Raw genomic sequence first — 13,303 nt, 5'->3', positions numbered from 1 at the left:
TTGTTAATTAGCATTCCACAATACAAAATCGAGGCCAAAATTTAACTTATTGTTTTATATATAAAAAAATTAATGCATGTGATTACCAATACCGCTAAGATAGGCACATTCGCTAAATATTAGTGTTTTTCATCATGTCTAATCAGTTTCAGTATATTGCGTCACTATGTAAGAACTTAAAATCCAACGGGAAAGTTCCCAGTGTGGCATTAATTAAAAAGGCCTCAAATCGTCCGTTACCATTGCGGGATATCATTGATGTACTAAAACGCTGGCAAGACGATCCAGATCAATTCCCTTCTACACCAGTTGAGGAAGCATCGCCTCAAAAACCAAATGATTTAATGCAGCATATTGTTACATTGGAAAAGCGCATCGAGTCATTGGAACAACAAGTATTGAATTTAACCCAGTCCCTGCAAAAATAATTGCATTGAGGGTTAATCCTTGGCCTGTAGGCGGGTGTTTTAACCCCGCGGGAAATTAGATAGATTCCATGGCCTAAAGACCATGCTACAACGGCGGTGATTTGATTTATCCCATGGCCTGTAGGCGGGTGTTTTAACCCCGTGGGAGATTAGATAGATTCCATGGCCTGAAGACCATGCTACAACGGCGGTGGATTAATTTATTCCATGGCCTGTAGGCGGGTGTTTTAACCCCGCGGGAGATTAGATAGATTCCATGGCCTGTAGGCGGGTGTTTTAACCCCGCGGGAGATTAGATAGATTCCATGGCCTGAAGACCATGCTACAACGGCGGTGATTTGATTTATCCCATAGCCTGTAGGCGGTGGCTTTAGCCCCGCGTTGGAACGATATTATTCCATGGCCTGAAGGCCATGCTACAACGGCGATGGATTGGTTTATCCCATGGCCTGTAGGCGGGTGTTTTAACCCCGCGGGAGATTAGATAGATTCCATGGCCTGTAGGCGGTGGCTTTAGCCCCGCGGGAGATTAGATAGATTCCATGGCCTAAAGACCATGCTACAACGGCGGTGATTTGATTTATCCCATGGCCTGAAGGCCATGCTACAACGGCGCATGCTACAACGGCGATGGATTGGTTTATTCCATGGCCTGTAGGCGGTGGCTTTAGCCCCGCGTTGGAACGATATTATTCCATGGCCTGAAGACCATGCTACAACGGCGTTGAAACGGTATTATTCCATGGCCTGAAGACCATGCTACACCGACTGTGATTTGATTTATCCCATGGCCTAAAGGCCATGCTACAACGGCGATGGGTTGGTTTATTCCATGGCCTGAAGGCCATGCTACAGGCGTGGTGATAACTGCTGGATGAATTCGATTAATGAGTCCGCTAAGGTTTCTTGGGGCTCTAACCCTATCTGCTCTAACATTACTCGCCCAGACTCATTGTGTACACTGACAATAAAATCATCTTCGTCGGTAACGGCAAAGAACAATGTATCTTGTTGACCTAAACGTCTTTTCATCAATACATGGGCAACTAAATTTTGCTGTAAACGCTCAAAATCTTCGTCGTTCCACGGCATCAACAATTGCAAGTTTCCCCGTACCGTTTTAGCATTTAGATTATCACTCCAAAAGCAGGTATAGTACTTCTTAAGTTGTTCATCCATCTTAATTTCAAGGGCTTGCTCAAAGTGCTCGAAGTGCTTTTGACTTGTTTGTTTGACGGGTATCCAAGGAACCCATTCATCTTGCTCACCGGTTTGTTGATAGCATTTTGATGGCCAATTTTCATCATACTGAATAACTAACGGGTGCTGATTGCGTTGATGACAATCGACATATTCAGAAACAAAATTTTGTAGTGCCGAATCTATGCTCACAGACTACACTTCCTTATATTTAAATTTAAGATGACTTGAAACAATCAAGGTGAATACCAATTATCTGCGATAATACGCAAACAAAACCGGTCAAAAGTACAGATACCTAAGATAAATCAACACTTAAGGTATACTGCAGAAGTATTGTATAACGAGAAGGCTAAATGACAAATAAAACCGATGAGATACGTAATTCGTCTCCGGCACTAGAAAACCTTACATTAGGTAAGACAGTAGAATATGTGCAAACCTATTCCCCCGATTTACTTCAGGCAGTTCCGCGCAGTCTAAGCCGGCAAGCAATTGGTTTAACCGATAAACTGCCATTTAGCGGCGAAGATATCTGGAACGGTTATGAGCTTTCATGGCTTAATCTGCGAGGTAAACCCCAAGTCGCAATCATGCAATGTATCGTTCCTTGTGACTCGCCAAATCTAATTGAATCAAAAAGCTTCAAATTATATCTAAACAGTTTCAACCAATCTAAAGTTGAGTCAGTTGAACAGTTAACTCAAACTTTGCAGTCTGATTTGTCAAACTGCGCTGGAAAACCGGTTCAGATAAAAGTGATTTTACCCAAGGATTTCGCAGCCCAGAAAATCCAAGAAATGGCTGGCCAAAATATTGATGACCAAGATTTAGAGTTTACCGATTATCAATTAGATGCCTCGGCATTGAAGGTAACCGCTAAGCAAGTTAGTGAAACCTTGTACAGTAACTTACTAAAATCCAATTGTTTGATCACCAATCAACCCGATTGGGGAAGTATCATGATACGTTACACTGGTGCACAAATAGACCAAGAATCACTTCTGCGTTACCTCATCTCATTTCGCATGCATAATGAGTTTCATGAACAATGTGTAGAACGAATTTTTCGCGATATTAAACACTTTTGCGAACCATATAAATTGACAGTTTATGCGCGATACACTCGTCGTGGTGGGCTCGACATTAATCCTTTTAGAAGTGACTTCGAATCGGCTTACAGCATTTCAAGACAAGCGCGTCAGTAAGAAATTAAAATAGGACAATCTATGCTTTCAATACAATTAAACCCAGTTGGGCCCCTAAGCCAACTGTCACAGTACGAAGTAGATAGACTCAAACAATCGGTAAACAGTGCTCTGTATAGACTTTTTAGAAACTGTTGTTTAGCTGTATTGAATTCAGGTGTAGAAGAAGACAATTCCGAGCAACTTTTTTCACCCTACGAGAACTTTGAAGTCAACCTAATCAGGCGCGAACGCGGAGTTAAAATTGAATTAGTCAATCCACCAGCAGTGGCATTCGTGGACGGACAATTAATTAAAGGTGTTCATGAACATTTATTTGCCGTGCTCAGAGATATTCTGCACATGGGAGTGAAATATAAGCTTGATGAAGTTCATGAATCCCAATCGCGAGATTTAACCGATTTAGTGTTTGACATGTTACGCCACGCAGAAGTCATTAAAGTGGGCAGCGATCCTAATATGGTTGTGTGCTGGGGCGGTCATTCAATTGGCGAAGTTGAGTACAAATACACCAAAGAAGTGGGATACCAGCTTGGCCTACGAGAAATGAATATTTGCACCGGCTGTGGTCCAGGGGCGATGAAAGGCCCGATGAAAGGCGCCGCAATTGGACACGCCAAACAACGCTACAAAACCGGCCGTTACTTAGGTATGACAGAGCCATCCATTATTGCCGCAGAGCCGCCCAATGCTATCGTCAACGAACTGGTTATCATGCCTGATATTGAAAAACGTCTGGAAGCATTTGTGCGTGTTGCCCACGCTATTGTGATTTTCCCTGGCGGCGTAGGGACAGCAGAAGAATTGTTATATCTGCTCGGTGTGCTTCTAAATGAAGATAATCGAGAGCAAATTGTCCCAATCATTCTAACTGGACCTGCCCATTGTAAAGACTACTTTGAATCAATCGACAAGTTTGTGGGTGCCACCTTGGGACCAGAAGCACAAGCTCTTTATGAAATTATTGTTGATGATGCCGTTAAGGTCGCGCAAAAAATAAAAAGCAAACAATTAGAAGTACGTGCACACAGACGCAATACTGGTGATTCATATTTGTTTAATTGGCTATTAAAAATTGAACCGGAATTTCAAAAACCCTTCGAGCCAACTCATCAAAGCATGCAAGAACTGAATTTGCATTTTTCTCAACCCAAAGCCGAACTTGCTGCCGCACTGCGCAAAGCATTTTCAGGAATTGTGGCGGGAAATGTGAAATCAGAAGGGATTAAACAAATAAGACAACATGGACCGTTTAAAATTAACGGCGATCCTAAATTAATGAGTATGCTAGACACCCTATTGCAATCATTTGTAAAACAGCAACGAATGAAGTTACCCGGCAGTGAATATAGCCCGTGTTACCAAGTAATAACCTAAGTTAAGCCATCCGTTTTTCACGTTTAGTGGCCTTTATTCATCGCCGCATTTTGATTAAAATGAGGATAATTGAGTTTGAGAAAAGTTTATGAATAGTAAAGTAATACAACGTATCGGAATTGGCGTATTTATCTACGTATCGCTAGTTGTAATGCTGATATTGTTTAATCCAGATGATACATCCAGTATGGGATGGGAAGATCGTCAGGAGTACAATAAGGTACAGTTGACCAAAATTAAAATAGGCGACCTTAGATCAGGGATCGTCGAATTATTAGGGCCACCAGACATTAGTGAAGCCAAACTGGTGGGAGATACCCAATTACAGGTCATGTTTTACCGCACGACTTGGAACCAATCGGATGGCATAACCACCCAAGACGAATGTACCCCACTTTTGTTTGAAGATGAAAAGTTAATTGCCTGGGGCGAAGGCACGTATCAAAGTTACTTAAAACTCTAGTGGCTTTTATGCATTTATTAGTGTTAGTTAATTAATGCCAACGCAGAGCTTGTTAAAAGCATTCGGGCAGGTTTCCACGGTACTTGAAGAAGTGCGACAAAACCCCGTTGGACCTGAGCAAATTAAACGCATTGTCAAAGTTTCTGAATACTTTTTATCTGCATTTAAACTCTCGCCTGATGTTTTTGTCGCCCAACCGCTTCTGTACAAATCTAGAAGTGGTTTTTTAAATAATCTAACGTTTAACACCCTAGTCTATTGTGCACTCATTTGTAACCGAGCACGCATCAACGACTTATGCTGCCAACAATTATTGAGTTGCATACTCACTCTTTATTGTGAACGTCAGGAAGATCTACAAGGGTTTTATCAACAAAACCAACGGCCTTCCCACCACCGGAAAAGCGTTCGACTATTGCAAATTCTTAACAGAGCCAATCTACAAACTTGGATGGATGGGTATCAAGTCTACAAATACCTTTTTTCTAAATTTGAAAATAACCGGAGTTGGCCAAAAGATCTGACCAAAAACCAACAGGTTATTTTGTTGGCCCATCAACTTGCGACGCAAGTTACTCCCAGTGAGGTAAAAAAGCCAGTCCATTTCTCCAGTGCAATCCGAAAACTGACTCAAACCTGTCCAGAGAGTTACTTAAATAGCTTAAATGGATTGCTCCAATATCCAACGCTGATTTGTCCCGGCACGCTAGTAAAGCTTGATCAACAGCAGCCTGCGGTTGTGTTGAGTGTATCTGAAGATAAAGTACTGGTAATTATCATTAATTCAAAAGGAGATGAGAAAGCCCAATTGAAGCGCGTATTTAACGACAATATTCAACGGGTATCAGCGACACAAACAGTAACTGGCTTTAGTCAAATTCAGCGATGGTGGGATATCAATTGGCAAATTGAAAAAAGCGATTGTATCAACCCAATAGAAGATAACTTCCCATTAGACAAACCGCCTACATTACTGCTGGAAGTTCAAAAGCACCTTAATAGCGGTTCAGTGGATATCGACAAATTAGCATTGCAAATTAGTTCCGAGCCCGCCTTTGCTGATTACCTAAAACAAACAGCGACAATTTCGAATAGAAATAAGCTACCAGTGCAACAGGTAAAGCATGGTTTAATGATGCACGGTTACGTGAAAGCAAATTCAATGCTTATTCAACAAGCTTTGTTATTGAGATTGAATCAAAGTCATTTCCCCTTGCAACAAAACTTTACGCAATTTATTCGATTGGCCTGTCAAATTGCAGCCAACCTCAGCGCACAAAATAAACATGTATCTCCAGAGGAAGCATCAACATTGTTGTGTTTTGCCTGCAGTGGCCTATTTACCCAACCAGCACTAAAAACCCGTACTCAATGGACTCGGCGTCAAGAGCGACAACAAGACATTAGCTATTTATTCGATTTTCGTAATCCCGAAACGTTACGCAATCACAGCCTAAAGTTATGCCAAGCTTGGCAACAACCCACTTTATATAGTGATGCAATAATGGCAAATAGTCAGGATTCCGATGAACTGTCGAAAAATCCGATTCTTAACACATTGACAGTAACACTAGGTTTAAGTGTTCTATTAGCCAGACGACTGTATTTTTCCGAACACCAATTAAATGATGTATCGCAACGTTTTTATACTAACAGCTTAAGGTTTTTAAAATTAAATGAACAAAAAGTTAGCGAATTGTTAGCTAACTCACTGCAACAAAGTCACAGTTACTGCGCTTTACCTTAAAATTCAAAAAATCTACTGGAATAACGGTGAAATGGCGGTAATACGTGGAAAATTAACTGAAAAAATGGTATAAATTCGCCCCTAAATTTCAGTCTAGACGCCGGTTAAATACCCAGCCCTCAAAGTGTAAAATAGGAATTCATCATGACACAACAACGTATTACCGTTATCAAAGGCGATGGTATCGGACCTGATATCGTCGATTCTGCCCTACAGATATTAGAAAAAGTTGGCTGCGACTTTGCGTATGATTTTGCCGATGCAGGTTTAATGGCGCTGGAGAATCACGGCGAACTGTTACCGCAAGAGACTTTAGATCTTATTGAAAAGAACAAAGTTGCGTTAAAAGGTCCACTGACAACGCCAGTGGGAGAAGGCTTTACGTCTATTAACGTTAGCTTGCGTAAAAAGTTCCAGATGTACGCAAACGTTCGTCCAGTTTTGTCTTTCAAAGGTACCAAAGCACGTTACGAAGACATTGATATCATTACCGTCAGAGAAAATACTGAAGGAATGTACTCAGGCTTAGGGCAAGTGGTTTCAGACGACGGCACAGAAGCCGAAGCAAAGAGTATCATTACGCGCAAAGGCGCAGAACGTATTATCACATTCGCTTACGAGTTAGCTCGCCGCGAAGGACGTAAAAAAGTTACAGCAGTACACAAAGCGAATATTTTAAAATCAACATCAGGTTTGTTTTTAAAAGTAGCCAGAGAAATAGCCGATAAATATCCCGATATCGAGTCAACAGAGATGATCGTTGACAATGCGTGTATGCAATTGGTTATGAACCCACATCAATTTGATGTCATGGTAACCACCAACTTGTTTGGTGATATTCTATCCGACCTGTGTGCAGGCCTAGTGGGCGGTTTAGGTATGGCACCAGGTGCAAACATAGGTTCAGACTGCGCCATTTTTGAAGCGGTACATGGCTCAGCACCAGATATTGCAGGTAAAAACCTAGCGAATCCAACCTCTGTTATTCTTGCCTCAGTACAAATGCTTGAATATTTACAGATGGGTGATAAAGCTGAAAAAATCCGTAATGCCCTCAAAGACGTTATCGAATCTGGTGATCGCACCACACGAGATCTGGGCGGCCAGCACGGCACCACAGACTTTACTCAAGCGGTATTAGATAGACTTTAAACTAACAAATTAGATTCGATCTACATCAAGCCATTACATTTAATATTGTAGTGGCTTTTTCGATTTAGAACTGTCGAAATATTTAACACAACTAGTCGGACCTCCTGCCAATTTAAAATTTATTCCATTAAAATCAACAACTTAAAATATGGCACACATTGTGCTTTACCCGGTTTTTAAAATTATTTTTAGTATCATAGGAAGTAGTCATGATAAATCTTTTAAAATCTGCTTTATTAGCAAGTTTGGTAATCTCCGCATCGGCAAACGCAGCCGTAATCACGTTAGAATCTCGCGATATCGACGCCAGCTTTAATAGCAGTGATCTGCAAGCCGCGTTTGATTTATTGCCTTCATCTTCGGTTAACACCATTAGCTCTACCGACAATTTCAATACAGATAGAGACAGTGTGAATTTACTAACTGTTGAATTTGACATGAGCTATGAAGGAAGTTGGACACTTGAAGCAGGGTTAGACGCCGGTTATGGTGCAGAACTGTTTTTTGATGGAATCTTAGTTTCAGAACGAACTGACAACCTTTGGTGGAAGTACAATTGGAACAACTCAGATGTTTTTACTATTGATTTGAACAACATCGCAATTGGTAGCCACACTATCGAATTGTTTTGGGCTGAAAACTGCTGTAGTGGTAATAACTCAATCAGACTGACTGAAGTGAGCTCAGGTGAAGTTCAAACATTATCTGCTGCTTCTGTAGACGCTGCCAGTATTCCTGAGCCTGCAGGTATTTTATTACTAGGCATGGGTTTATTAGCGCTTGGTCGCAGAAAATAGCCTAGCATAAACCTACACTGAAGTTTCTACTGAACAGTAGAGTCTAACTAAGGTCCTTTTCAAGGGCCTTTTTTAATCCCTTTAAAAAATGTCTGTTTTAATGACGACCTTGCAAACCGCAATTTCTTACCCAATATCTACTTTGACTGAAAACTAGACTTTACATGTATTCAAAGCCGGACTAATTTTAAATCGTGCAAATTAAGCACTAACGGATTAAAAATGAACACGGAGAATCTATATGAAAAAGTTCTTACCTACTTTAGTAGTTGCTTGTGCAGTCTTTTTAGCAAGCAGCCCACTAACCATTCAAGCGAAAAGTTTAAATCAAAAAGTTGAAACTGCGAAGACTCAGTTACAAACTCAGTCAACACCTATCAATTTAAATACAGCAACAGCCGACGATTTAGAAGCCTTACCTGGTATTGGTTCAAAAAAAGCGCAAGACATAGTCGCTTATAGAAAAGCCAATGGCAGCTTCAAGCGTGTGGAAGATATCACCAACGTTAAAGGCATTGGCAATCGAATGTTAGAGAAATTGAAAACATCTATTTCGGTGAAATAAAAAATGGCGCCAAATTGGCGCCATTATTAAGTTCTTTCAGTATTATTTAATCGTCTCTTTCAGAAACTCAAGAAACTCATCTTTAATTTCTTCGTGGCGTAAGCCGTATTCGATATTGGCTTTCATATAACCTAACTTACTTCCACAATCATGGCTTTTACCGGTCATGTAATATGCATCAACCTGTTCTTTTTCCATCATGGTATCAATGGCATCAGTGAGTTGAATTTCATCGCCAGCACCTGGCTGAGTTTTTTCCAATTCATCCCAAATACTTTCAGATAAAACATAACGACCAACAACAGCTAAATTAGAAGGCGCTTCTTCCAAAGGTGGCTTTTCTACCATCTTATGGATTTTAGCTGACTCACCTTCACCCAGCTCTTTTCCAGCTAAATCAACCACACCGTATTTATGAACCTGATCATCAGGCACCGCTTCCACCATGATTTGACTTACCTGACTGGTATTAAAAGTAGCCACCATATCAGCCAAGTTATCTTTCTTCGGATTACATGCGGCATCGTCAATGATGACATCAGGTAAGACAACAGCAAAGGGGTTGTCGCCTATCATTGGACGGGCACATAGAATAGCGTGGCCCAAGCCTTTCGCTACACCTTGACGCACATGCATAATGGTTACATCTTTAGGGCAGATAGCTTGCACCGCTTCGAGCAATTGGCGTTTAACACGTTTTTCTAATGTGGCTTCCAATTCGAAACTGGTATCGAAATGGTTTTCGATACTGTTTTTACTCGCATGAGTTACTAATATAATTTCTTTCAAACCTGCGGCAACACATTCCCCAACCACGTACTGAATCAGTGGTTTATCGACTACTGGCAACATTTCCTTTGGAATAGCTTTTGTTGCTGGTAACATCCTCGTCCCCAGTCCTGCAACTGGAATGACTGCTTTTTTAACCTGACTCATATTAACGTTCCTTTATTGATAATCCACGACCTATGGCGTAGTAATGCAATCCGTATTCCTGCATTAACGAAGGTTCAAATAAATTTCGTCCATCAAATAATAATGGCTCAGATAACGACTGTTTTATTAACTCAAAATCAGGTGCTCTAAACGCCTGCCACTCTGTACAAATAACCAAGAAATCAGCACCTTTAAGTGCGGCTTCTTTGGTACCTGTTAAACTCAAATCATCACGTACACCGTAAATACGCTGTGTCTCTTCCATCGCTTCAGGGTCGTAGGCTTGTACCTTTGCGCCAGCTTCCCATAAATTTTCCATCAAAACACGACTAGACGCTTCGCGCATATCATCTGTATTGGGTTTGAACGACAACCCCCAAATAGCGACAGTTTTGCCTTTCAAATCATTGTTGAAATGACGGCAGATATATTCGAATAACTTTTCTTTTTGTTTGTAATTAACCGCTTCAACCGACTCAAGAATCTTTGCAGTATAACCAGCTTCACTTGCACTACGAGCGAGCGCTTGCACATCTTTGGGGAAACACGAACCTCCATAACCACAACCAGGATAAATAAACTGATAGCCAATTCGTGGATCAGAACCTATGCCCAGTCGCACATTTTCAATGTCAGCACCAAACACCTCGGCTAAATTAGCCATTTCATTCATAAAGCTGATTTTAGTAGCCAACATGCAGTTAGCAGCATATTTGGTCAATTCAGCACTACGAATATCCATCACAATAATCTTGTCATGGTTGCGATTAAATGGTGCATAAAGCTCTCTTAGCTTTTTTTCTGCACCATCACTGTCAGTACCGATAATAATACGGTCCGGTCGCATACAATCATTGACTGCAGCGCCCTCTTTTAAAAATTCTGGGTTTGAAACTACATCGAAGGGAATTGATTTGCCAAGAGCCTCTTGGACTTCAGCAATTTTAGCTTTCACTTTATCCGCAGTACCAACAGGAACCGTTGATTTGTTAATCACAATTTTATGTTGATTCATGGCTTCGGAAATCGTTTTCGCTACCGCAAGCACATATTTTAAATCTGCAGAGCCATCTTCATCAGGAGGCGTACCTACGGCGATAAAAATCACCTCTCCATGCTCTACCCCTGCTTTGGCATCAGTGGTAAATTTAACTCTTCCAGCTTCAAAATTAGACTTAACTAAAGGCGTCAAACCTGGTTCAAAAATAGGAATTATCCCTTTTTCCAAGTTGTCCACTTTGTTTTGGTCCACATCAACACAAACAACTTGGTGACCGACTTCTGCCAATACAGCTGCTTGCACTAACCCCACATAACCAATACCAAAAACGGTTACTTTCATTATATTTAATTCCTTTATTTATTTAGCTGTATATTTGTGAGCAATTATCATGCAAATAATTCAATTGAGTAATTTATGAGTGATATTACAAATGGTGGATAGTGTATAACTTCAGAAATGAAAAATACAGGTTGAAAACAAGACTAGAGAGCAAATAGATAACACCTGGTTACCAGTTATCTGAAAAAGCCCCGTTCTTTTTGCATAAACCGTCCCACAAACCACACAACATAAACTTAATGCGTTCTAATTTACGGTCTTGTAATAAACTGTTGGCAAAAAATCGAATGGGTAACACACAAATATTGCGCATTTTCCAATATCGAGGCACATAGCCACGTCTTGTTAAAAGCAGCACATTGCGAAACTGATAGTAAAGTCGAACAGGACTACCCACTTTGTAAGTAATACCTGCAAATTTACTGCGAGAATCACCTAAGCGGTGAATCATCTCAACCTTATCTGCTATGGCTACCATTAAATTTTGTTGCTTCGCGCGCCAGCACCATTCGTGATCCACACCATCTATAAACAACGTCTCATCTTTGTAACCAATGGCATCGAGTTTAGATAAGTCGATCATCATTCCTGAGGAAATAATTTGGGTTACACACACGATCTCATCGTACACTAAGACCTCTCGTTGCACTCTGGGTTTAACGGTTTTTTCAGAAAATGAGCAGATAATGCGCGGTCCAATGGCCACCACCGGGCGATTTTCGACCTTAGATGCCACCAGCAGCGATGACAACCTGAATGCAAAGTCGTCGTCTATGGTGCTATCTTGGTCTAACAACATCCCGAATTCACACCCTGACGAGCGTAAGTCGCGCAAGCCCACATTGTGCGCTGCAGCAATACCTATATTATTGGGGAAGTGATGGTAGTGCATATTGGATTTATCAAACAGCAGTTCAGTGGCAACAGGAGAATTATCCACAATCGAAACCACATCCACTTGTTGCAAAACTGTCTCAAGTAGATCTTGGGTAATACCCATATCTGGTTTGTATAAAATGACGGTAGCGCCTATCACTCGTGTCGAACCCGCTTATTCAAAAGGTAGCGGTCTATCTTATACGCTAATTTAACAATTTTGGAAGGCATCAGACGTAAAAAGAGTACCGCAAAAGCGTAAACAATATTGCCAATACTATAACGCTTTAACACTTTCATAGCGTAAAAACGTGCTTTAAATTCATTGATTGATTTGCTCAAGCCGCGACGTTTATAGAAGTCATTGACTCGCCTGAACTCAAGCAGTGGCTCCGGAAGGTTGGCAAATTTGTAGCCCGCAGCACAAAGCTCAGCCCACAAAAAATAATCTTGGGTGTTTTGCAAGTCTTCGCGGTAACGATAACCTTGTTGGAAAACTTCCATTCTAACGACTACAGTCGGATGATTGATTGCACAACGTTTCGGTAAAATTCGAAAAATATCACCGTGTTTTTTAGGCAGCTTTCGCTTACCCACCTTTTTCCCATTCTCGTTTATTTCAACCAAAGAAGTGCCCAACACTTGCGTTTTTTGATGCGTCTTCAGAAATTTGATTTGTTTTTCAAAACGATCCAAAAGGGAAATGTCATCCGCATCCATTCTGAAAAAGAACTCTGCAGATGGCATATTATTTAATGTCCAATCAATAACGTAGTTCATACAACTACTTAAACCAACATTCACTGAAGAATCAACTAACAGGATGTTATTCCGCGTAGTGCTTAGTTGTTTGAGATAACTAAAAACATCTTTTTTAACTTCACCGTCTAACACGATTACTAGCAGAAACCCTTGGTAACTTTGACAAAGAACACTCTCAATCGATTGCTCAACCCAATTTAAGTGATCATCAATGTAAACACCCATGCCCACTACAGACTCAAAAGTTTGATGTTTCTCAAGCGATTGTAAAATTGTAAAAGAATGAGACTGATGGTTTGGTGACTTCAGAAACTTGCTCCAGCATTTCGATTTAAGTAGTTAGCGCCGCGAAGATAGATAGGCGGCGAAGTATACCAGACTATTTGGTTAATTCACCGTTTAAACCATTGGAAATATTTCTACCATGGTTAAATTCAAATACTTCATGAA

General features: G+C 40.8%; 13 protein-coding genes. 8 read left to right on the top strand and 5 right to left on the bottom strand.

All coding sequences use genetic code 11. The annotated features are described in order from the left end of the window. Positions 1 to 203 precede the first annotated feature (203 nt). The gene (locus ABWV72_RS07775; RefSeq protein ID WP_353369778.1) at positions 204 to 428 is read left to right on the top strand and encodes a hypothetical protein; all 225 of its coding nucleotides are present in this window, start codon (positions 204 to 206) and stop codon (positions 426 to 428) included. Positions 429 to 1,277: 849 nt separating this feature from the next. Here ABWV72_RS07775 and syd read toward each other — a convergent pair. Continuing rightward, on the bottom strand, positions 1,278 to 1,820 hold the full coding sequence (syd, locus tag ABWV72_RS07770) for a SecY-interacting protein (protein ID WP_353369776.1): 543 nt from the start codon (positions 1,818 to 1,820) through the stop codon (positions 1,278 to 1,280). 164 nt (positions 1,821 to 1,984) lie between these two features. Between syd and queF the strand changes: the two genes are divergently transcribed. The 7 genes from queF to ABWV72_RS07735 all read left to right on the top strand — a co-directional run bounded on the left by queF (position 1,985) and on the right by ABWV72_RS07735 (position 8,937). Further along, positions 1,985 to 2,836, top strand: coding sequence for an NADPH-dependent 7-cyano-7-deazaguanine reductase QueF (gene queF, locus ABWV72_RS07765; RefSeq protein WP_353369774.1), 852 nt, complete (start codon positions 1,985 to 1,987; stop codon positions 2,834 to 2,836). Between the two features lie 21 nt (positions 2,837 to 2,857). After that, positions 2,858 to 4,213 carry a nucleotide 5'-monophosphate nucleosidase PpnN gene (gene ppnN / locus ABWV72_RS07760; RefSeq protein WP_353369772.1) on the top strand — a complete coding sequence of 452 codons (1,356 nt, stop codon included), beginning with the start codon at positions 2,858 to 2,860 and terminating at the stop codon, positions 4,211 to 4,213. Positions 4,214 to 4,301: 88 nt separating this feature from the next. Next, complete coding sequence (locus ABWV72_RS07755; protein ID WP_216048075.1) at positions 4,302 to 4,676, top strand: DUF3192 domain-containing protein; 375 nt, start codon at positions 4,302 to 4,304, stop codon at positions 4,674 to 4,676. A gap of 34 nt (positions 4,677 to 4,710) precedes the next feature. Next, positions 4,711 to 6,423, top strand: coding sequence for a hypothetical protein (locus ABWV72_RS07750; RefSeq protein ID WP_353369769.1), 1,713 nt, complete (start codon positions 4,711 to 4,713; stop codon positions 6,421 to 6,423). Between the two features lie 144 nt (positions 6,424 to 6,567). After that, a complete protein-coding gene (locus tag ABWV72_RS07745; protein WP_303498879.1) occupies positions 6,568 to 7,575 on the top strand; it encodes an isocitrate dehydrogenase in 1,008 nt (335 codons plus the stop codon). Positions 7,576 to 7,784: 209 nt separating this feature from the next. Continuing rightward, on the top strand, positions 7,785 to 8,372 hold the full coding sequence (locus ABWV72_RS07740) for a CCXG family PEP-CTERM protein (protein WP_353369767.1): 588 nt from the start codon (positions 7,785 to 7,787) through the stop codon (positions 8,370 to 8,372). Positions 8,373 to 8,613: 241 nt separating this feature from the next. Next, on the top strand, positions 8,614 to 8,937 hold the full coding sequence (locus ABWV72_RS07735) for a ComEA family DNA-binding protein (protein WP_216048072.1): 324 nt from the start codon (positions 8,614 to 8,616) through the stop codon (positions 8,935 to 8,937). 42 nt (positions 8,938 to 8,979) lie between these two features. On the opposite strand, the gene galU is transcribed toward ABWV72_RS07735, so the two are convergent. The 4 genes from galU to ABWV72_RS07715 form a co-directional block, all read right to left on the bottom strand. Then, complete coding sequence (gene galU / locus ABWV72_RS07730) at positions 8,980 to 9,873, bottom strand: UTP--glucose-1-phosphate uridylyltransferase GalU (protein ID WP_303498875.1); 894 nt, start codon at positions 9,871 to 9,873, stop codon at positions 8,980 to 8,982. Position 9,874: 1 nt separating this feature from the next. Next, positions 9,875 to 11,215 (bottom strand): UDP-glucose dehydrogenase family protein, encoded by a 1,341-nt coding sequence (locus tag ABWV72_RS07725; RefSeq protein ID WP_353369764.1) that lies wholly within the window; start codon positions 11,213 to 11,215, stop codon positions 9,875 to 9,877. 169 nt (positions 11,216 to 11,384) lie between these two features. Then, complete coding sequence (locus ABWV72_RS07720) at positions 11,385 to 12,251, bottom strand: glycosyltransferase family 2 protein (RefSeq protein ID WP_353369763.1); 867 nt, start codon at positions 12,249 to 12,251, stop codon at positions 11,385 to 11,387. Next, on the bottom strand, positions 12,248 to 13,078 hold the full coding sequence (locus ABWV72_RS07715) for a glycosyltransferase (RefSeq protein ID WP_353369761.1): 831 nt from the start codon (positions 13,076 to 13,078) through the stop codon (positions 12,248 to 12,250). Before ABWV72_RS07715 ends, ABWV72_RS07720 begins: the two co-directional genes overlap by 4 nt. Positions 13,079 to 13,303 lie beyond the last annotated feature (225 nt).

Origin of the sequence: Aliiglaciecola sp. NS0011-25, assembly GCF_040370605.1 — a bacterium.
GTDB lineage: Bacteria > Pseudomonadota > Gammaproteobacteria > Enterobacterales > Alteromonadaceae > Aliiglaciecola > Aliiglaciecola lipolytica_A.
This window is presented reverse-complemented; position numbering and strand designations above follow the sequence as displayed.

Bases quoted from the DNA above. Each gene is read 5' to 3' on its own strand.
- ABWV72_RS07745 (WP_303498879.1), top strand. From the start codon at position 6,568: ATGACACAACAACGTATTACCGTTATCAAAGGCGATGGTATCGGACCT.
- ABWV72_RS07750 (WP_353369769.1), top strand. From the start codon at position 4,711: ATGCCAACGCAGAGCTTGTTAAAAGCATTCGGGCAGGTTTCCACGGTA.
- ABWV72_RS07715 (WP_353369761.1), bottom strand. From the start codon at position 13,078: ATGGGTGTTTACATTGATGATCACTTAAATTGGGTTGAGCAATCGATT.
- galU (WP_303498875.1), bottom strand. From the start codon at position 9,873: ATGAGTCAGGTTAAAAAAGCAGTCATTCCAGTTGCAGGACTGGGGACG.
- ABWV72_RS07725 (WP_353369764.1), bottom strand. From the start codon at position 11,215: ATGAAAGTAACCGTTTTTGGTATTGGTTATGTGGGGTTAGTGCAAGCA.
- ABWV72_RS07735 (WP_216048072.1), top strand. From the start codon at position 8,614: ATGAAAAAGTTCTTACCTACTTTAGTAGTTGCTTGTGCAGTCTTTTTA.
- queF (WP_353369774.1), top strand. From the start codon at position 1,985: ATGACAAATAAAACCGATGAGATACGTAATTCGTCTCCGGCACTAGAA.
- ABWV72_RS07755 (WP_216048075.1), top strand. From the start codon at position 4,302: ATGAATAGTAAAGTAATACAACGTATCGGAATTGGCGTATTTATCTAC.
- ppnN (WP_353369772.1), top strand. From the start codon at position 2,858: ATGCTTTCAATACAATTAAACCCAGTTGGGCCCCTAAGCCAACTGTCA.
- ABWV72_RS07740 (WP_353369767.1), top strand. From the start codon at position 7,785: ATGATAAATCTTTTAAAATCTGCTTTATTAGCAAGTTTGGTAATCTCC.